This window comes from Microbacterium algihabitans (assembly GCF_032464975.1).
Classification (GTDB): domain Bacteria; phylum Actinomycetota; class Actinomycetes; order Actinomycetales; family Microbacteriaceae; genus Microbacterium; species Microbacterium algihabitans.
This window is the reverse complement of record NZ_JAWDIU010000007.1, coordinates 166375-185263: the sequence shown is the minus strand read 5'-3', so window position 1 is coordinate 185263 and position 18889 is coordinate 166375. Positions and strand designations below refer to the sequence as shown.

At 70.4% G+C, this 18889-nt stretch carries 23 protein-coding genes and 1 tRNA gene; 17 read left to right on the top strand and 7 right to left on the bottom strand.

Translation table 11 applies throughout. The annotated features are described in order from the left end of the window. Positions 1 to 24 precede the first annotated feature (24 nt). From RWH43_RS16760 to RWH43_RS16705, 12 genes are all read left to right on the top strand, one after another. Positions 25 to 975 (top strand): DUF2510 domain-containing protein, encoded by a 951-nt coding sequence (locus tag RWH43_RS16760; protein WP_316002011.1) that lies wholly within the window; start codon positions 25 to 27, stop codon positions 973 to 975. Positions 976 to 1028: 53 nt separating this feature from the next. Beyond that, complete coding sequence (gene tyrS / locus RWH43_RS16755) at positions 1029 to 2342, top strand: tyrosine--tRNA ligase (protein WP_251503847.1); 1314 nt, start codon at positions 1029 to 1031, stop codon at positions 2340 to 2342. Between the two features lies 1 nt (position 2343). Next, positions 2344 to 3135, top strand: coding sequence for a DUF4184 family protein (locus RWH43_RS16750; RefSeq protein WP_316002010.1), 792 nt, complete (start codon positions 2344 to 2346; stop codon positions 3133 to 3135). A gap of 115 nt (positions 3136 to 3250) precedes the next feature. Continuing rightward, entirely contained in the window at positions 3251 to 4153 is a 903-nt protein-coding gene (locus RWH43_RS16745) for a ParA family protein (protein ID WP_230704418.1), read from the top strand. After that, entirely contained in the window at positions 4137 to 5042 is a 906-nt protein-coding gene (locus tag RWH43_RS16740) for a segregation and condensation protein A (protein WP_437127399.1), read from the top strand. Before RWH43_RS16745 ends, RWH43_RS16740 begins: the two co-directional genes overlap by 17 nt. Next, complete coding sequence (gene scpB / locus RWH43_RS16735; protein WP_316002009.1) at positions 5032 to 5658, top strand: SMC-Scp complex subunit ScpB; 627 nt, start codon at positions 5032 to 5034, stop codon at positions 5656 to 5658. Before RWH43_RS16740 ends, scpB begins: the two co-directional genes overlap by 11 nt. Next, entirely contained in the window at positions 5655 to 6491 is an 837-nt protein-coding gene (locus RWH43_RS16730; protein ID WP_437127398.1) for a pseudouridine synthase, read from the top strand. Before scpB ends, RWH43_RS16730 begins: the two co-directional genes overlap by 4 nt. 54 nt (positions 6492 to 6545) lie before the next feature. Further along, a complete protein-coding gene (locus RWH43_RS16725) occupies positions 6546 to 7679 on the top strand; it encodes a prephenate dehydrogenase (RefSeq protein WP_154095891.1) in 1134 nt (377 codons plus the stop codon). Further along, on the top strand, positions 7672 to 8430 hold the full coding sequence (gene cmk, locus RWH43_RS16720) for a (d)CMP kinase (RefSeq protein WP_251503839.1): 759 nt from the start codon (positions 7672 to 7674) through the stop codon (positions 8428 to 8430). Before RWH43_RS16725 ends, cmk begins: the two co-directional genes overlap by 8 nt. Then, positions 8420 to 9943 carry a ribosome biogenesis GTPase Der gene (gene der, locus RWH43_RS16715; RefSeq protein WP_144828164.1) on the top strand — a complete coding sequence of 508 codons (1524 nt, stop codon included), beginning with the start codon at positions 8420 to 8422 and terminating at the stop codon, positions 9941 to 9943. The genes cmk and der overlap by 11 nt, the downstream gene beginning before the upstream one ends. A gap of 310 nt (positions 9944 to 10253) precedes the next feature. Then, a complete protein-coding gene (locus tag RWH43_RS16710) occupies positions 10254 to 10739 on the top strand; it encodes a DUF805 domain-containing protein (RefSeq protein ID WP_316002008.1) in 486 nt (161 codons plus the stop codon). Positions 10740 to 10844: 105 nt separating this feature from the next. Continuing rightward, positions 10845 to 11291 (top strand): DUF805 domain-containing protein, encoded by a 447-nt coding sequence (locus RWH43_RS16705; protein ID WP_251503833.1) that lies wholly within the window; start codon positions 10845 to 10847, stop codon positions 11289 to 11291. A 274-nt stretch (positions 11292 to 11565) separates the two neighbouring features. Here the strand turns inward: RWH43_RS16705 and RWH43_RS16700 are convergent, their stop codons facing one another. Next, positions 11566 to 11979 carry a GNAT family N-acetyltransferase gene (locus RWH43_RS16700; protein WP_316002007.1) on the bottom strand — a complete coding sequence of 138 codons (414 nt, stop codon included), beginning with the start codon at positions 11977 to 11979 and terminating at the stop codon, positions 11566 to 11568. A gap of 86 nt (positions 11980 to 12065) precedes the next feature. Here RWH43_RS16700 and RWH43_RS16695 point away from each other — a divergent pair, with 86 nt between their 5' ends. Continuing rightward, on the top strand, positions 12066 to 12968 hold the full coding sequence (locus RWH43_RS16695) for an NUDIX domain-containing protein (RefSeq protein ID WP_316002006.1): 903 nt from the start codon (positions 12066 to 12068) through the stop codon (positions 12966 to 12968). Between the two features lie 394 nt (positions 12969 to 13362). Here the strand turns inward: RWH43_RS16695 and RWH43_RS16690 are convergent, their stop codons facing one another. Further along, complete coding sequence (locus RWH43_RS16690; protein ID WP_144828148.1) at positions 13363 to 13746, bottom strand: RNA-binding S4 domain-containing protein; 384 nt, start codon at positions 13744 to 13746, stop codon at positions 13363 to 13365. 42 nt (positions 13747 to 13788) lie between these two features. After that, positions 13789 to 14367: a GNAT family N-acetyltransferase gene (locus tag RWH43_RS16685; RefSeq protein WP_144828145.1), complete on the bottom strand. Its 579-nt coding sequence runs from the start codon at positions 14365 to 14367 to the stop codon at positions 13789 to 13791. A 123-nt stretch (positions 14368 to 14490) separates the two neighbouring features. On the opposite strand from RWH43_RS16685, the gene RWH43_RS16680 reads away from it, so the two are divergent. Further along, positions 14491 to 14564, top strand: a tRNA-Pro gene (locus tag RWH43_RS16680). 100 nt (positions 14565 to 14664) lie between these two features. On the opposite strand, the gene RWH43_RS16675 is transcribed toward RWH43_RS16680, so the two are convergent. Together RWH43_RS16675 and RWH43_RS16670 are read right to left on the bottom strand one after the other, a co-directional pair. After that, a complete protein-coding gene (locus RWH43_RS16675) occupies positions 14665 to 14934 on the bottom strand; it encodes a hypothetical protein (protein WP_144828142.1) in 270 nt (89 codons plus the stop codon). Positions 14935 to 14956: 22 nt separating this feature from the next. After that, positions 14957 to 15571, bottom strand: a complete 615-nt coding sequence (locus tag RWH43_RS16670; RefSeq protein ID WP_144828139.1) for a hypothetical protein — start codon at positions 15569 to 15571, stop codon at positions 14957 to 14959. 127 nt (positions 15572 to 15698) lie between these two features. Here RWH43_RS16670 and RWH43_RS16665 point away from each other — a divergent pair, with 127 nt between their 5' ends. Further along, positions 15699 to 16406, top strand: coding sequence for a hypothetical protein (locus RWH43_RS16665; RefSeq protein ID WP_316002005.1), 708 nt, complete (start codon positions 15699 to 15701; stop codon positions 16404 to 16406). A 216-nt stretch (positions 16407 to 16622) separates the two neighbouring features. Next, positions 16623 to 17729: a fatty acid desaturase family protein gene (locus RWH43_RS16660; protein WP_316002004.1), complete on the top strand. Its 1107-nt coding sequence runs from the start codon at positions 16623 to 16625 to the stop codon at positions 17727 to 17729. Positions 17730 to 17826: 97 nt separating this feature from the next. On the opposite strand, the gene RWH43_RS16655 is transcribed toward RWH43_RS16660, so the two are convergent. Continuing rightward, positions 17827 to 18066 carry an alternative tryptophan synthase beta-subunit gene (locus RWH43_RS16655; protein ID WP_316002003.1) on the bottom strand — a complete coding sequence of 80 codons (240 nt, stop codon included), beginning with the start codon at positions 18064 to 18066 and terminating at the stop codon, positions 17827 to 17829. A 133-nt stretch (positions 18067 to 18199) separates the two neighbouring features. Here RWH43_RS16655 and RWH43_RS16650 point away from each other — a divergent pair, with 133 nt between their 5' ends. Beyond that, positions 18200 to 18547, top strand: coding sequence for a YnfA family protein (locus RWH43_RS16650; RefSeq protein WP_144828131.1), 348 nt, complete (start codon positions 18200 to 18202; stop codon positions 18545 to 18547). A gap of 7 nt (positions 18548 to 18554) precedes the next feature. Here the strand turns inward: RWH43_RS16650 and RWH43_RS16645 are convergent, their stop codons facing one another. Beyond that, the gene (locus RWH43_RS16645) at positions 18555 to 18749 is read right to left on the bottom strand and encodes an alternative tryptophan synthase beta-subunit (RefSeq protein WP_316002002.1); all 195 of its coding nucleotides are present in this window, start codon (positions 18747 to 18749) and stop codon (positions 18555 to 18557) included. Between the last annotated feature and the right edge of the window lie 140 nt (positions 18750 to 18889).

Sequence of the window (18889 nt, the reverse complement as noted above, 5' to 3'; positions counted from 1 at the left end):
CGACAGAGACACGGGGGAGTCGAGATGAGCAACGCACGACCGGGCTGGTACGACGCGGGCACGCCAGGGCGGGTCCGCTGGTGGGACGGAGCGCAGTGGACCGCGCACGAGGCGCCGGTCCCGGCGTCGGGTGCTCAGCCCGCGGCGCCGCCATCGACGGCGGCCCAGCCTGCGGACGCCCATCCCGTGGCGGCCCAGGTCGCGACCGCGCAGACCGCCGCGGCCCCGCAGGAGCAGGCCGTTGCGCAGCCCGGGTGGTACCCGACCCGAGCGGGAGAGCTGCGCTGGTGGGACGGGCGCGTCTGGACGGGCTCGCGTGTGCGCGACGGACGGCCGGGGATCGACTGGGCCACCATCGAGCAGCCGACGCTCCCCTGGGTGGCGGGGACGATCTTCCTCGCCCTCGCCGCGATGCAGACGGTTTCGGGCATCGCGTTCGGCGGGGTGTCGATCATGCCCGTGCTGTGGCTCGTGCTGTCGGGACTGTGGTTCGCGATGGCGATTCAGACGACCCTCGTGCGGCGCATCCCCGCTCCGACCGGCACCCCCGAGGCGCCCGCGGTCGTGCGACCGCTGCCCGGCGAGGCGGACGGGCCCGGCGCCGGGTGGTACCCGATCAGCCGCCAGGCCGGCAGGTGGTGGACCGGCACGCGATGGGCCGACTACGTCACCTCGCGGTTCGGGGTGCGACCGACCTTCCACGCGGCGCAGGCGCTGCTGACGCTGCGAATCGTCGCGTTCGCGATCGCCGCTCTCGCCGTCTTCGTGCTTGTCGCGGGGATCGTGGTGCTCGCCGTCGCCGGCGGCGAGACCGTGCGGACCGCCATCGGGTGGGTCCTCGTCATCGGCGCGATGCTGTTCGCGGGCCTGACCGCGGTGGTGCTCGCGATGGCCCGGACCCAGACCCGCCTGCTCCTGCTGCCGACCGACCCGCCCGCCGGCGTACCCACCGCAGACGGGGCCCGGCCCGCCTGACCGCCCGGGTCGCGGCATCCGGAGCCATCCCGCCCCGCTGGTACCCTGAACCGGTGTCCACCTCCACCGATGCGGCGCCGCTGAGCGCCCTCGCACCCGCCAACGACCCGACGTTCGACAACGTCTGGGACGAGCTGCTGTGGCGCGGCCTGGTCCACGTCTCGACCGACCAGGCCGAACTGCGCGAACTGCTGTCGGGGGACCCGATCGTCTACTACTGCGGGTTCGACCCGACCGCGCCGAGCCTGCACCTCGGCAACCTCGTGCAGCTGCTGCTCATGCGTCGCCTGCAGCTGGCCGGGCACCGCCCGCTCGGTCTCGTCGGCGGCTCGACCGGCCTGGTGGGCGACCCGCGGCCCACGGCCGAGCGCACGCTCAACACGCGTGAGACGGTCGCCGAGTGGGTCGCGATCCTGCGCGCGCAGGTCGAGCGCTTCTTGAGCTTCGAGGGCGAGAACGCCGCGCGCATCGTCAACAACCTCGACTGGACGGCACCGCTCAGCGCGATCGACTTCCTGCGCGAGATCGGCAAGCACTTCCGCGTCGGCACCATGCTGAAGAAAGACGCGGTCAGCGCGCGCCTCAACTCCGAGGCCGGCATCAGCTACACCGAGTTCAGCTACCAGATCCTGCAGGGCCTCGACTACCTCGAGCTGCACCGCTCGTACGGCTGCGTGCTGCAGACCGGCGGCAGCGACCAGTGGGGCAACCTCACCAGCGGCACCGATCTGGTGCGCAAGGTCGAGGGTGTCTCGGTGCATGCGATCGGCACGCCGCTGATCACCAACAGCGACGGCACGAAGTTCGGCAAGAGCGAGGGCAATGCCATCTGGCTGGATGCCGAGATGTGCAGCCCGTGGACGATGTACCAGTTCTGGCTCAACACCGACGATCGCGACGTCATCGAGCGCCTGAAGGTGTTCACCTTCCTCACGCGCGCCGAGATCGAGGAGTACGCGGCGCTCGTTGAAGCGGAGCCCTTCCGCCGCGCGGCGCAGAAGCGTCTGGCCCGCGAGGTGCTGACGACGGTGCACGGGGCGGAGACCACCGAGAGCGTGATCGCGGCGACCGAGGCGCTCTTCGGCCAGGGCGACCTGACCGCGCTCGACGCCGACGTGCTCCGCAGCGCCCTGAGCGAGCTGCCGCACGCGACCGTCGCGGCTGGCACACCGGTCGCCGAGGCGCTCACCGCCACCGGCCTCTCGTCGAGTCTGAGCGACGCGCGCCGCGCCATCGCGCAGGGCGGCGTCTCGCTCGACGGCGAGAAGGTCGCGGGCGACGACACGGTCGTGCAGGGGACCCTCCCCGGCGGGGTGTCGGTGCTGCGCCGCGGCAAGAAGACGCTCGCGGGACTCTTCCTCAGCTGACATGCCGTTCACGCCGAGCCACGCCGTCGTCGCGCTTCCCTTCCTGCGCACACGGCTGGTTCCGGCGGCGATCGCAATCGGGGCGATGACCCCCGACCTGCCGCTGTTCGTGCGGGGGATGTGGCCCGACTACGGCCTGACGCACGACTTCGCGTGGCTGCCGCTCACGGTCGTCGTCGCCTTCGTGCTGCTGCTGGTGTGGCGGTGCGTGCTGCGTCCGGCGACGCGCGAGCTGCTGCCGCGACCGGTGGCGGAGCGGTTGCCGACGCAGTGGGATGCCGGCGCCCGCGCGGGGCTGCGCGAGAGCGTCGGCGGGGGAGTCGTCGGCATCCTGTGGCTCGTGCTCTCGCTCGCGCTCGGAGTCGCCTCGCACATCGCGTGGGACCTGTTCACCCACGAGGGGCGGGTGGGCGAGCAGCTGCTGCCTGTGCTCGCGAACCAGTGGGGGCCCTTCACGGGGGCGAAGTGGCTGCAGCACGCCTCGAGCGCGTTCGGGCTGATCGTGCTCGCCGTCTTCGCGCTGGTGTGGCTGTCTCGGCACGCGCCCGAGCCCCTGCGGAGGGTGCTTCCGGATGCCGCCCGCTGGGCGTGGTGGGTCTCGCTCCCGGTCGCGCTGGTTCTGGCATCCGTCGTCGCCCTCGCGATGAATGGCGGGTTCGACGAGGATTACACGACGACCCACCTGATCTACGGAGTGCTGACGAAGGTCGCCGCAGCCTGGGCGGCGCTGACGCTCGCTCTGGCGCTGTTCGTGCAGGCGCGTCGCGCGCGGGTCGCGGTGCGCGCGGCATAGCGCTGCGCGGTCGGGAGGTGGCTGAGCCTGCCGAAGCCACCGGGGTGCGCGACCTCGGCGCCGCCCGCGGGTCACACGGGCGCGGCGACGGGCGGCGGCTAGACTCGGGGACGTTATGACGAAGGCGGGAGACTCGGTGTCGGCGAGCACAAAGGGCAAGAAGACGGGCGCAGACGAGGTCATCCTCGGACCCACCGGTCGCCCCTACCAGGGGTTCCCCACCCCGAAGCCGCTCGACAGCCACGGCCCCGCCCGCATCATCGCCCTCTGCAATCAGAAGGGCGGCGTCGGCAAGACGACGACCACGATCAACCTCGCGGCCTCGCTCGCGGGCTACGGCCGGCGTGTGCTGGCCATCGACTTCGACCCGCAGGGCGCGCTGTCGGCCGGCCTCGGCATTCAGACGCACGACGTGGAGACGATCTACGACCTGCTGCTCGACACGAAGCGCGATCCGCGCGAGGTGATCGTCGAGACCCGGGTGGAGGGACTCGACATCCTCCCCGCCAACATCGATCTCTCGGCGGCCGAGGTGCACCTCGTCAACGAGGTCGCCCGCGAGACGATCCTCGCCCGCGTGCTGCGCAAGGTCGCATCCGATTACGACGTGATCCTCATCGACTGCCAGCCCTCGCTCGGTCTGCTCACCGTCAACGCCCTCACGGCGGCGCACGGCGTGCTGATCCCGCTCGAGTGCGAGTTCTTCGCCCTGCGCGGTGTCGCGCTGCTCGTCGAGACGATCGACAAGGTGCGCGACCGCCTCAATCCCGCGATCGAGCTCGACGGGGTGCTCGCCACGATGTACGACCCCCGCACGCTGCACTCGCGCGAGGTGCTCGAGCGCGTGGTCGAGGCGTTCGGCGACGACGTTCTCGAGACGGTCATCGGTCGCACGGTGAAGTTCCCGGATGCCTCGGTCTCGGGCATGCCGATCACGGAGTTCGCGCCCGAGCACGCCGCCGCCCAGGCCTACCTGCGGTTGGCGCGGGAGCTGGTCGCCCGTGGCGCCGTCGCCTGACGACACCGCCGCCCCCTCCGGTGGCTTCGACGAGCTCAGCCACCTCGCAACGGATACCCCTGCAAACGGTGGCTTCGACAAGCTCAGCCACCTCGCGGATGACGCCCCCGCCGGCTTCCGCGTCTCGCTGCCCGATTTCGACGGGCCGTTCGACCTGCTGCTGACCCTCATCTCGCGCGCCGAGCTCGACGTGACCGAGGTGTCGCTCAGCCGCGTGACCGACGAGTTCATCTCGTACCTGCGCGCGATGGGACCCGACGGCGACCTCGACGAGGCGTCGGAGTTCCTCGTCGTGGCCGCGACCCTGCTCGACATGAAGATCGCGGGTCTGCTGCCGCAGGGCGAGCTGGTGGATGCCGAGTCGGTGGCGTTGCTCGAGGCGCGCGACCTGCTCTTCGCGCGTCTGCTGCAGTATCGGGCCTTCAAGGAGGTCTCGGCGTGGTTCGCCCGCTGCCTGCAGCGCGAAGACAAGCGGCACACGCGCAACGTGCGGCTCGACGAGAAGTACCGCAGCGCCGTGCCGGAGCTGAAGTGGACGCTCAGCGCCGACGATTTCGCCGCGCTCGCGGTGGTCGCCTTCGCCCCGAAGGAGATCCCGACGGTGGGGCTCGACCACCTGCACGCGCCCCTGATCAGCATCCGCGAACAGGCGGCGATCGTGGTGACGCTGCTGCGCTCGGCGGGCACACTGAACTTCCGCGACCTCGTCGCCGGCGTCACCGAGACGGGGGTCGTCGTCGCGCGGTTCCTGGCGATCCTCGAGCTGTACCGCCACGCCGCCCTGTCGTTCGAGCAACTCAAACCGCTCGGCGAACTGACACTCCGTTGGACCGCCGAGAGGTGGTCGGAAGAGAACCTCGCCGCCCTGGGAGCCGACTATGACCGATGACACCGTGATCGAGACCGCCCCGGCGCAGGCCCCGATCCCCGCGCAGCGCCCGAGCGACACGGCATCCGTCGCCCGTCGTCTCGAGGCGATCCTGCTGATCCTCGACGAACCGCAGAGCCTCGTGAGCCTCGCCGCCGCCGTCGGTGCACCCGTGCCGGCCGTTCGACAGGCCGTCGAGGCGCTCGTGGCCGACTACGACGGCCAGACCGGGGGACCGGTGCGCGGCTTCGAGCTGCGCGAGGTCGGCGGGGGGTGGCGCCTCTACGTGCGCGAGGAGTACGACGACGTGGTGGGGGAGTTCGTCAACACGCAGGCGCCGTCGCGGCTGTCGCAGGCAGCGCTCGAGACGCTCGCCGTGATCGCCTACAAGCAGCCCGTCACCCGGGGGCAGGTGGCGTCGATCCGCGCGGTCAACGTCGACTCGGTCGTTCGCACGCTGCTCGCCCGCGGATTGATCACCGAGGTGTTCACCGACCCCGAAACGGGCGCGATCCACTACGGAACCACCGACCAGCTGCTGGTCAACCTCGGCATCAACTCGCTCGACGAGCTGCCGCACATCTCGCCGTTGCTCGACGACGGCTCAGACGGATTCGACGGAGAGGTACTGAAATGAGCGACGCTTCGACAGGCTCAGCGACCGGGGGCTCACTGAGCGAGGGCGCGACGACCGAGGGCGCGGGGTCGGCGAGCGACGACGGCATCCGCCTGCAGAAGGTGCTGGCCAACCGCGGTGTGGCCTCGCGCCGCGTCGCCGAGCAGATGATCGTCGAGGGCCGTGTGCGCGTGAACGGCCTCGTCGTCACCGAGCTCGGTCGCCGCATCCACCCCGAGACCGACCTGGTGGACGTCGACGGCACGGCCATCCAGCTCGACGAGTCGAAGCGCTACGTCATCCTCAACAAGCCCACCGGGGTCGTCAGCTCAATGAACGACGACCGCGGTCGCCCCGACCTGCGTCAGTTCACTCAGGAGTGGGACGAGCGGCTCTACAACGTCGGGCGGCTGGATGCCGACACGAGCGGCCTGCTCGTGCTGACCAACGACGGCGACCTCGCTCACGTGCTCGCGCACCCCTCGTTCGGGGTCACGAAGGTGTACATCGCCAAGGTCGAGGGGCAGGTGCTCCCGCAGACCATCCAACGCCTGATCAGGGGCGTCGACCTCGAAGACGGACGTATCGCGGCCGACAAGGCGCGCCTGCTCGACGCCTCGCGGGGCGAGAGCCTGGTCGAGCTGACCCTGCACTCGGGCAAGAACCGCATCGTGCGGCGCATGCTCGCCGAGGTCGGTCACCCGGTCGTCGAGCTCGTGCGCCGGCAGTTCGGGCCGCTGCACCTGGGAACTCTCCCGGTGGGGAAGGCGCGCGAATTGACTACAGTAGAACGCGGTGCCCTTCTCACGCTGTCGCGCACGACCGACAGCGCTCCGGCCGATCCGGCCGAGTGAGTCTCGCGGGCGCCCGCGGCGCGTGAGGCGTCGCCCAGGGCAGCAGGAGACCCGATGAGCGAACCGAACGGAACGTCCGCGCGCGCGGCCGGGCCTTTGGCGACCCGCACGAGCGGCACCGTCCGCATCGTCGGCTCGGGTCTGCTCGGTGCCAGCATCGGCCACGCGTTGACCGCCCGCGGCGTCGACGTCGTGCTCGTCGACGCGTCTCCCTCGCAGCTGCGCCTGGCCATCGACTACGGTGCCGGTCGGGCCGAACGCCCCGACGACGAGCCCTCGCTGATCGTGGTGGCCGTGCCGCCCGACGTGACGGCCGACGTCGTGCAGCGCGAACTCGAATCGCATCCGGATGCCGTGGTCACCGACGTCGCGAGCGTGAAGCTCGAACCGTTGCGCACCCTTCGCGAACGAGGGGTCGATCTCACGCACTACATCGGCTCGCACCCCATGGCCGGGCGCGAGCGCGGGGGAGCGATCTCAGCCCGAGCCGACATCTTCGTCGGCCGCCCGTGGGTCGTCTGCCGCGACGGTGAGACCTCGGCCTACGACCTCTCGCTCGTCGAAGGCCTCGCCCTCGACCTCGGGGCGACGCTCCTCGAGATGACGCCCGAAGAGCACGACGAGTCCGTCGCGCTCATGTCGCACGTGCCGCAGCTAGTGGCGAGCCTGCTCGCCGGTCGCTTCGTCACGGCCCCCGACGGATCGCTTCGTCTCGCGGGCCAGGGCGTGCGCGACACGACGCGCATCGCGGCATCCGCCCCCGAACTGTGGGTGCAGATCCTCGGAGCGAACGCGGCCCCCGTGGTCGCCGTGCTCGACGAGCTCGCGTCCGACCTCACCGAGGTGGCCGCAGCGCTGCGCGACCCCGACGCCCCCGGCGCCCGTCGCGCGGTGGCCGACACCATCCGCCGCGGCAACGAGGGCGTCGAGCGCCTGCCCGGCAAGCACGGCCAGAACCGCCGCTTCGATACGTTCGTCGTCATGATCGACGACACCTCCGGCCAGCTGGGACGCTTGTTCGGCGAACTCGGCGACCTCGACGTGAACGTCGAAGACCTGCGTCTCGAGCACTCACCGGGGGCTCCCTTCGGTCTGGCCGAGATCAGCGTCGTCCCCGACGCCGTCCGCCGAGCCGTCGACGGGCTCGAGCAGCGCGGATGGCGGATTGCGAGCACCACCCATGACTGATCCGACCCCCGCCCTCTTCCGCCCCGGCCTCGCCGCGCCCGGCTTCGCGGCCCCCGCCGAGGGCTCGGCATCCGCCCCCGTCATCGTCGCGATCGACGGTCCCGCCGGCAGCGGCAAGTCGAGCGTCTCGAAGGCGACGGCGGCCCGTCTCGGCTACGGATTCCTCGACACCGGCGCCGCCTACCGCGCCCTCGCCTGGCACGCCCTCGAGCACGGGGTCGACACCTCCGACTCCACCGCGGTGCTCGAGGTGTTCGGCGACTTCGACTACGCGATCTCGCTCGACACCACCGACCGCTGGGTGCGCGTCGGCGGCGTCGACGTGACGACCGCGATCCGCGAGCCGCGCGTGACCGACGCCGTCAGCGGGGTCGCTCGCGTGGGCGCCGTGCGTCAGGCCGTGAACCAGCTGTTCCGCCGGCTCGTGGCATCCGCCGCTCTTCGGGGCGTGGTCGTCGAGGGCCGCGACATCACCACGGTGGTGTTCCCCGACGCCCCCGTGCGCATTCTGCTGACGGCCGCCCCCGAGGTGCGCGCCGCGCGCCGCAGCGCCGAGCTCACCGACCAGGACGCCGCCAAGGTGGCCGCTGCGCTGCACAAGCGCGACGCCGCCGATTCCACGGTCGTCGACTTCCTCACCGCCGCCGAAGGCGTCGAGGTCGTCGATTCGACCCACCTCGATTTCGAACAGACCGTCGACGCCGTGTTGAACGTCGTCGACTCCACGATGGGAGCCCGCGATGGGCGTTGAAGACGAGTACGAAGGCGGGCCCGACCAGCTCGCCGAAAAGATGGAGAACCTCGACGAGGTGCTCGCCGAACAGCGGGCCGAAGCGCTGCGCGCGGGCCTGGCCGACTTCGACCTCGATGAGGACGACGCCGAGCTGCTCGCGGGCCTGGCCTCGGGTGACGGAGAGATCGAGTTCCTGCCGGCGCTGCCGGTGGTCGCGATCGTCGGTCGCCCGAACGTCGGCAAGTCGGCGCTGGTGAACCGCATCCTGGGCCGCCGCGAGGCCGTCGTCGAAGACACCCCCGGTGTCACCCGCGACCGCGTGACCTACAAGGCCGAATGGCTCGACCGCCGGTTCTCGCTGGTCGACACCGGCGGGTGGGAGCCCGACGCGAAGGGCATCGACCGCTCGGTGGCCGCACAGGCCGAGGTCGCGATCGACCTCGCCGACATCGTGCTGTTCGTGGTGGATGCCACGGTGGGGGCGACCTCGACCGACGAGCACGTCGTGAAGCTGCTGCGCAAGAGCGGCAAGCCGGTGTTCCTCATCGCCAACAAGGTCGACGACGCGCGCCAGGAGCCCGAGGCCACGGCCCTGTGGAACCTCGGACTCGGCGAGCCGCACCCGGTCTCGGCGATCCACGGTCGCGGCGTCGCCGACCTGCTCGACGAGATCATGAAGGTGCTGCCCGAGGTCTCGGCCGTCGCCAAATACGAGATCGGCGGCCCCCGCCGCGTCGCGATCCTCGGCCGCCCGAACGTGGGCAAGTCGTCGCTGCTGAACAAGGCCGCCGGTGAAGAGCGCGTCGTCGTCAACGAGCTCGCGGGCACCACCCGCGATCCGGTCGACGAGGTCGTGGAACTCGGTGGCAAGCTCTGGACGCTCGTCGATACCGCCGGCATCCGTCGCCGCGTGCACCTGTCGCAGGGCGCCGACTTCTACGCGTCGCTGCGCACCTCGACCGCGCTGGAGAAGTCGGAGGTCGCGGTCGTCGTGCTCGACGTGTCGCAGCCGATCAGCGTGCAAGACCTGAACATCATCGACCTCGTGCTCGAGTCGGGTCGCGCGCTCGTGCTGGCGTTCAACAAGTGGGACCGCCTGAGCGACGACGACATGGAGAACCAGGACCGTCGCCGCTACCTCGAGCGCGAGATCGAGCAGGACCTCGCGCACGTCGCGTGGGCCCCGCGCGTGAACATCTCGGCCCGCACCGGTCGTCACCTCGACAAGCTCGTGCCCGCTCTCGAGCAGGCGCTCGAGTCGTGGGACACCCGCATTCCGACCGGAAAGTTCAACGCCTTCCTGTCGGAGCTCGTCGCCGAGCACCCGCACCCCCTGCGCGGAGGCAAGCAGCCGCGCATCCTGTTCGGCACGCAGGCGGCCACGCGCCCGCCGACCTTCGTGCTGTTCACGACCGGGTTCCTCGACCCGGGCTACCGCCGGTTCATCCAGCGACGCCTGCGCGAGATCTACGGCTTCGAGGGCACCCCGATCGTGCTCAACATGCGCATCCGCGAGAAGCGCCAGCGCTGAGTCGCGTCGCGAGCGCCCCGTCCCCGTCGTGGGGCGGGGCGCTTTCGCGTGTGGCGGGATGCCTGTCTGGCCGTCGTGGCTCCGCGTGCGGGCGGGTTCGCGGGCCGGGACTTCTCGCGAGACTGCATCTCGCTGACATCTCCGTTGCAGGTTGACACGGGTTTTGCCAGCGAGATGCAGTCTCGCGTGCCGTGCCGTGCCGTGCCGTGCCGGGCGCGGGGCGCGGGGCGCGGGCGCTGGGCGCTGGGCCGCGGGACCGCGCAGGCGCAAGCGGGCCCCGGCCCGACCGGGCGGTCGATACAGTGCTCTCGTGACGGCGCCGCCGTGGCATCCGCCCTCTGCTTCGCCGGGAGACCTCATGACCACCGCCGCGCCGCCCCTCGACCAGCCGTATTACGGGGCGCCGTTGGGCGCCGCGATCCGCCGCGTCTTGGCGAAGTACGCGACGTTCCCCGGACGCGCGAGCCGCAGCGAGTACTGGTGGTGGGTGCTGACCGCCGCCGTCGTGGGCACGGTGCTGAATGCGTTGCCCACGCTGACCGACGGCATCCGGATCGAAGCCGACGGCTCGACGACCATCACCGGTCCGCTCGGGGTGATCCTCGGGTTGATCTGGCTGGTGTGGGCCCTCGCGACGATCGTGCCGACCCTGGCGGTGCTGGTGCGGCGCCTGCACGACACGGATCGCAGCGGATTCTGGATCTTCATCGGGCTGATCCCGCTCGTCGGACCGGTGATCCTGCTCGTCTTCACGGTGCAGGCATCGCGCCCCGGGGGAGCGCGTTTCGATCGCTGACCGGCGCAAAGTGCCCGCGCGCGACCGACCGAGTCGATAAGGTTCACTCGCGCCGGTGACGTCATCGGCGTGCATTGCACTCGCCATCGTGTCAGGGGGACACACATGACCACTGCTTCTTCCGCCGTTCCGCTCAGCCAGCCGTACTACGGCGCACCGATCGGAGCCGCGGTCCAGCGCTTCTTCAAGAAGTACGCCACCTTCAGCGGGCGAGCCAGCCGCAGCGAGTTCTGGTGGTGGATCCTCGCCAACGCCGTGATCACGTTCGTGCTCAGCATGCTCGCGCTGATCACGGGCGGTGGCGGCGGTGTCGACGCTGCGGGCAACCCGGTGCCGCCGAGCGGCCTGGGCCTGGTGTTCCTGATCGTGCTGTTCCTCTGGGGCCTCGCGACGATCGTGCCGCACCTCGCCCTTCTCGCCCGTCGCCTGCACGACAGCAACCGCAGCGGATTCTGGATGTTCATCGCCTTCGTTCCGCTCGTCGGCGGCATCATCCTGCTGGTGTTCGAACTCCTGCCGTCCGACCCGCAGGGCGCGCGTTTCGACGCCTGAGCCCGTCGACCGAACGCCCCGGCTCCCGCGTGGAGTCGGGGCGTTCGTCGCGTGCGGGGCGGGGCGGATGCCGTAGCAGCGGGCGATCGCGCGCGCGCGGTGCGCGGTGCGCGGTGCGCGGTGCCGGGGTGTCGAGGGTGCGGTGTCGGTGCGCGGTCGCTGGAGTTCGCCGAGACTGCATCTCGCTGACGAAACCGTTGCAGGTTGTCGCGGGTTTGTCAGCGAGTTGCCGTCTCGCGGGTCTCGTGCGGCCGCGCCCGGGGCCTCGGCAGGCTCAGGCCGGAGCCGCGGGGCGCACCAGCGCCGTGCGGTCGGGCTCGGCGAAGCCGAACTGCCGGTACAGACCGTGGGCGTCGCTGGTGAACAGCGTCCAGCGGAAGTGCGGGCCGGGACCCTCGTCGATCATGCGCGAGACGATCGCCTTGCCCAGGCCGTGACCGCGATGTCCTTCGACCACGAAGACGTCGGCGAGATACGCGAAGCCGACCCCGTCGGAGATCGCTCGGGCGAAGCCCACGAGCCGGCCACTGTCGCAGTGGTACGCGGCAACGACGCGCCACGCGCTGTCGAGTTGCGCCTCGACATCGGCTCGGGTGCGCCAGCGCCCCCAGTACGCCTCGGTGCTCAGCCAGGTCCACACGGCATCCCGGTCGATGCGTTCGGGGTCGTCGTCGAGGTCGTAGTCCACCGATCCAGTGTCGCGGCGGCGGCGTTCGAGGCGCGATGTGACGCGCGGCGGAGCTGCGACGCGGCGGGTGTGCCAGGCTGGAGGGGATGACGATCGAGCCTCCCGCCCCGGGTGAACCGCGGCGTCCGCACGGGCCCCGTGACCCCGGCGATGCGTGGGTCGTCGCGCCCACGGGCGAGAAGTACTGGGGCCGCTTCGGTGCCGCGGGTCTGCTGGCCCTCGATCCCGTCCGCGGCGTGCTGCTGCAGCACCGCGTGTCGTGGAGTCACTTCGGCGACACCTGGGCGCTGCCCGGCGGTGCGCGTCACGAGGGCGAGTCCGCCCGCGACGGCGCGCTGCGCGAGTCGGGGGAAGAGGCGGGAGTCCCGGCGGATGCCGTGAGCCCGCGGTTCGAGAGCGTGCTCGACCTCGGCATCTGGTCGTATTCCACGTTGGTCGCCGACGTGACCACGCCGTTCGAGCCCGTCATCAGCGACCCCGAGAGCGTCGCGCTCGAGTGGGTTCCGGTCGATCAGGTTGACGACCTGCCGCTGCATCCGGGTTTCGCGGACTCGTGGCCGGCCCTGCGCGCGGCCCTCGCCTCGCGACCCGCGATCGTCGTCGACGTCGCGAACGTGATGGGCGCGGTGCCCGACGGCTGGTGGAAAGACCGCGCCGGAGCTGCGACCCGTCTCGTCACCAAGGCCTCGCGACTCGCCGAGCGGGGGGTGGATGCCGAGGCACTCGGGCTTTCGGCAACGCGCTGGTTCCCGTCGATCACGGCTGTGCTCGAGGGCCAGGCCCGGTCGGCGGAGCCTGTCGCACCCGCGATTGATGTGCGGCACGCGCCGGGCGAGGGCGACGACGAGATCGTGGCCGTTGTTCGCGAGCTGGTCGCTCAGCACCGACCGGTCGTCGTCGTGACGAGCGACCGCGAGCTCGCGACGCGCGTCGAGGAGCTCGGCGCGGTCGTCCAGGGAGCGCGCTGGTTGCTGGAGCAGCTCGACTGACCCGCGCGCGGGTCGGGAGGTGGCTGCCCTTCGACAGGCTCGGGGACGTGGGTTACCGCGCGCGGGTGGGGAGGTGGCTGAGCTTGTCGAAGCCTCCGGTCCCTTCGACAGGCTCAGGGACCTGGGTTACCGCGGGTGGGGAGGTGGCTGAACTTGTCGAAGCCTCCGGTCCCTTCGACAGGCTCAGGGACCTGGGTTACCGCGGGTGGGGAGGTGGCTGAGCTTGTCGAAGCCCCCGGTCCCTTCGACAGGCTCAGGGACCTGGGTTACTGCGGGCAGGTGGGGAGGTGGCTGAGCTTGTCGAAGCCTCCGGCCCTTCGACAGGCTCAGGGACCTGGGTGACTGCGGGCAGGTGGTGGGGTGGCTGAGCTTGTCGAAGCCCCGGTCCCTGCGATCAGTCGAGCTCGCGGCCACGCAGCTTCTCGATGTCACGCCGGTCGCGCTTCGTGGGGCGTCCGGCACCGCGATCGCGCACGGGCACGAACGGCATGCTCTCCTTCGACGGCGGCGGGGGAGTGCGATCGTCGACGGACTCCGCGACCAGGGCAGCGCCGACGCGTTTCGCGATCGTCTTCTTCACCACGAGGATGCGGTCGAAGCCCTGGATACGCACCCGCAACTCATCGCCCGGCCGCACCGGCTGCGCGGCCTTGGCCCGTTCGCCGTTGACGCGCACGTGACCGGCGCGGCACGCGGTCGTCGCCGCGGACCGGGTCTTGTAGACGCGCACGGCCCAGAGCCACGCGTCGACGCGCGCGGTGGTGGGGGCATCGGTCATGTCAGATCCTCGGTGGGCGAACCTCCATCGTAGGTCGGGCGGTCAGTCGCGCAGCGCTAAGGAGACGAGCGCGCGATCCGGCTTGGGTCGATCGACGACGTCGAAGCCGGCGTCCTCGAACACCGACACCGTGCCGCGGTACAGCTGGTTTGCCGACCTTTTCGAGACGGCGGGGTCGAGGGGGTACGCCTCGACGACTCGTGCCCCGGCGTCGCGGGCGGTCGTGACCGCGGCATCCAGCAGCTTCTTCATCAACCCCTGACCGCGGTGGGCCGTGCGGATGACGAAGCACGACACCGCCCACACGTCGTCGGCGTCGAGCGGCTCGGCCGTGGAGGTCGTCACGTCGCGGGTGCGCAGGAGTCGCGCCTGATCGGTGCGGAGGCCGACGCGCACCCATCCTGCCGGTTCTCCGTCGACATAGGCGATGAGCCCAGGGGGCCGCTCGCCCTGCATCTCGGTGCGGAAGCGTTCGGTGAGCTGCTCGCGGGAGTTCTTCTCGAACTCCGCGTTGGTGAGCAGCCACCATTGGCACTGGCATCCGGGACCATCGCCGCTGTCGAGCGCGACCTCGGCGTCGTCGAAGCGGTCGGAGGTCGCGGGCAGGATCTCGATCGTCATGTCGGCGACCGTAGCGAGGGGGTCCGACATCGACAAGGGGGCGGCCACACGCCCGGGCCGTGCGCTGGTTCGCGGCACTGTCGGCGAGGGGCTAATATAGGGGAGTTGCCCGCTCGCGGGTAACGGGATGTGGCGCAGCTTGGTAGCGCACTTGACTGGGGGTCAAGGGGTCGCAGGTTCAAATCCTGTCATCCCGACAGATCGGGCCGGAATCCTTCGGGATTCCGGCCCTTCGTCGTTTCACGCGCGAAGCGCGCGGCAAGCGCACGCATGGTCCGCCGAACGTCCCGCTTCGTGTCACCCCAGGTTGAGCAGCGCGAGGACCGTCACGATCGCGACGCACGACGCGATCAGCATGACCCACTCGGCCCTGCTGCTCGTGGCGCCGGCGCCCGGGGCCGGCGGGAGGCCGAGTTGTTCGCGAAAGCGCGCCTGTTCGGCATCCAGTTCCTCCCGCCACACGTGCGCACCGGGGTCCCAGCGGGCCAGGCTCATGGTGGACCGGAGCAGTTGGTCCTCGACCTCGTCGAGGCGACGGAGAGCCGCCGCGCGATCCTCGGCGTTCACGAGGTCGCATCCATGAACGAGATCACGAGACCGGGTCCTGATCCCGCTCGGCCGCCTCGTAGCGAGCGGCACGCGCGAGCGCCTCGTCGGCGTCGCGGTTCCGCTCGCGTCGCACCGACCAGATGAGGGAGGCAACGGCCACAGCGATGACGATGACCGCGAGGACCCATAGCCCGTTCACCGCGAGCACGAACGCGACGACCGTCAACGCGGAGAGCGGAACGGTCGGAAGCACGATCCGCTTCACCTCGGCATTCGTCATCCCCATGTCCCCAGCCAACAGGTCGCGTGCGCGGTAAGTCCAGCCATTGACCCCCGGCGACGCGGCCGCGTAGGCGGCTGCGAAACCAGTAGGACGCCCCACCATCCACCCGCCCCGCCGCCACGAACAATCGACGTGGCACAGACAGACGCTCGTGAGTTCCTGATCAACGTGATCGATCGGGCCGCGGCAACAGGACGACCTTTCTGGGACGCGACGCCCGAAGAGCGTGCGGCGGTGCGCGAGCGCTTCGGCACTCCCGCGGCGGCCATCCGCGCTTCGCGACACCCGTGCGATGACGGGCAGGGTGTCGTCGCGGCCGACCTCTTCCTCAGCACCGCAATCCTCGTCGAGGTCGCCGTCGACCTCCTTCACGAGGATGGGGCGGGGCGTTCGCGCCAGGAGGCGACAGCGGCGTTGCGCCAGCGGGTCCACGCGCTGTTGGGGTAACGCCTCGCAGCGTCTCCCGGATCGGCGTGACCCGGTGCGGCAGAGTGGACGCATGCTCACCGCCGCAGAACACGAGGAACTGACGGTTTTGCGCGCCCGCGCCTACGGCCGGGGTGCGGACGCGCAGCCTCCGCTCACAGACGAGCACGTCGAGCGACTGCAGGAGCTCGAACACCGCGCGCGGACGACGGCCCGCGGGGAGGCGCCCGCGGATCGAGACCCCGACCCCGAGTCCGACCCCGAGCCCGACCCCGACCCGGAGTCCGAGCTCCGCCCCGCGAATACCGGGCGCGGCCTGAGCAGACGACGCATTGCGATCCTCACCACTGCTGCGCTCGCTCTGGGCCTGCTGGCAGGGATCGTCATCGGAACGACCCTGCCGACGCTGCGCAGCGCGGCGGACATCCCGGAGCTGCGATACGCCGCGACGGGCGAAGACACATTCCCCATTCCGGAGGCCATGGGGTTGTTGGATGCCGACACCGTTCGCTACGTCGCCTTCTTGGACGACAGTGTGATCTACATCGGGCGCCAGCCCGACCAGCCCGACGAAGTGTGCCTGGCCGTGGTGCAGACGAATACCGGCGGCAATCAGACGACGGCGCAGTGCGGTGCCGCCGACGTCACGGCCCAGGCGAGCGACGACACATGGGTGGTCATCGGGCAGCCCGACACGACCAAGATGAACAACATCGTTCTCGGTCGCTTCGACGCCCGCCAGCTCTCGCCGAGCGTCACCGCATACGTCCTGCGCGACTGAGCGTCGCCGCCCCGGAATACGACCCCCAAGCGGCCCCAGCCTGGCAATCGCCTGGGCAATCGCCCCTGTTCACAGCCACGACCCGCGTGATTCCGGGGCTCGGCACCGCGAAGTATTCGCGATCGCGCATACGCCCCCAGTAGCGTCGCGAACAAGTCCTCGGCATCCGCCTTCGGCTTCGGGCCGCTACGGTCACCCCCACCCGAGGAGCACGCAATGGCTGCACCCGTCATCGAGTCCCGGATGGGGCCGATCCGTCAGACCTACAAGGGGACGACGGACTTCCCGCCCATGGCGAAGGCCTACACCGAGCTCTCGCAGGTCGTGCGCGAAACGGGCCTGCTGGTCCGCGCCCGCCGCTTCTACGCGATGGTCGGGGCCGTGCTCACCCTCGGCTTCGCCGGCTGCGTCACTGGTTTCATCCTGCTCGGCGACAGCTGGTTCCAGCTGCTCATCGCCGCGGCGCTCGGCATTCTGCTCACCCAGGTGGCGTTCCTCGCCCACGAGGCCGCGCACAAGCAGATCTTCGCCTCGGGCAAGGCCAATGACCGTCTGGCGCTGTGGCTCGCTGCCGGCGTCGTCGGCATGAGCCTGTCGTGGTGGACCTCGAAGCACACCCGCCACCACGCCAACCCCAACCGCGTGGGCAAAGACCCCGACATCGAGATCGACACGATCTCGTTCATCGAGGTCGACGCCGCCAAGGCGCGCGGCCTGCAGCGCTGGATCACGCAGCGCCAGGGCTGGGCGTTCTTCCCCCTGCTTACGCTCGAGGGCGCCAACCTCCACTACATCGGTCTGCGCCACCTGCTCTCGAAAGAGCCGGTCAAGGGCCGCTGGACCGAGCTGGGCCTCATCGCCCTCCGCTTCGCGATCTTCGTCGCTCCGGTGTTCGTCTTCCTGCCGCTCGGCATGGCCTTCGCCTTCGTCGGCGTGCAGCTCGCCGTGTTCGGGCTGTACATGGGCGCCTCGTTCGCCCCGAACCACAAGGGCATGGCCGTCATCGCGCCCGACGCGAAGCTCGACTTCTTCAGCAAGCAGGTGCGCACCTCGCGCAACATCACCGGCTGCTGGTGGGCCACGTGGCTCATGGGTGGCCTGAACTACCAGATCGAGCACCACCTGTTCCCGAACATGCCGCGCCCGCACCTCAGCAAGGCCCGCGCGATCGTCAAGGAGCACAGCCAGACGCTCAACGTCCCCTACGTCGAGACCACGCTGCTGCAGTCGTACGGCATCGTCATCCAGTACCTCAACCGGGTGGGTCTCGCGGCCCGCGACCCGTTCGAGTGCCCGATGACCTCGGCGGCCGCCCGCGCCTGACGTTCTCTGATCCACCACGCCGGAGGGGCCTCGCACAGAGCGGGGCCCCTCCGGCGTTACCGATGGAGCCCCGCTGCGAGATGGTCGAGCCGAGTGGTCAGCCGCTGAACGGCTTCAGCTCGGAGTCCACCCCGGTGGAGGTTCCGGATGCCGGCTCCGCGGCGTACTGCGCCAGCGACAGCTCCCGCGAGTCGTTCCACCCGCGTCGGGCTCGCACGATCGTGAAGCCCTGGCCGCGGAGGTCGCGCGCGAAATCCGCGGTGAGCGGGTGGTGCGGGACCTTCTGCCAGCCGCCGGGAATGCGATAGGCGTGAGTGGCGGTACGCGGTCGAGTCATGGTGTCCTCCTGACGAAAACCCCTCGGGGCCACGTCGTTGGAGCGGGGTGGCCAACCCTACGCCGGCTCCGGCGCGCTGTCTGTCCCCCGTTCGGTGGTGTAGGGCCGATCGCGCGTCGCCGACAATGGTCGGGTGACAACCGCGCGCATCATCGTCCTCTTCCTGCTCGCCGCCGTGGCCGAGATCGGGGGAGCGTGGCTGATCTGGCAGGCCGTGCGCGAGAACCGCGGATGGTGGCTCGCGCTTCTGGGCATCGTCGCGCTGGGGGCGTACGGATTCATCGCGGCGCTGCAGCCCGACGCGCAGTTCGGCCGGGTGCTCGCAGCCTACGGCGGGGTGTTCGTCGCGGGATCGCTGGCGTGGGGCATCGTCGTCGACGGGTTCAAGCCGACGACGTGGGACTACGTCGGCTCGGCCGTCGCCCTGGTGGGGGCGGCGATCATCGTGTTCGCCCCGTCGGCGGACACGGCCGGCACCTGACGCGCGGTCAGCTCGGAACGGTCGGTGCGCCCGTGCGCTGCGGCGGATAGTCGCGGAGCGAGATCTCGCGGGTGTCGAACATGCCGCGTCGCGCGCGCACCATGGTGAATCCCTGATGGCGCAGTTCTTCGGCCACCTCCGGGGTCAAGGTCTCGTGGGAGGTCTTCTCCCAGCCGCCGCCGAGCGAGTACACATGTGTCACAGTGCGAGGTTTGGTCACGGTCTACCCCCTTCGAGGGAACCGTAGTCCTCGAAAGACCAGTAGTACCGATATTTTCCCTATGCGTAATCTGGGTATCGATTGCCGGACGCAGACATTCAACGTCTCGACTGATGAGTAGT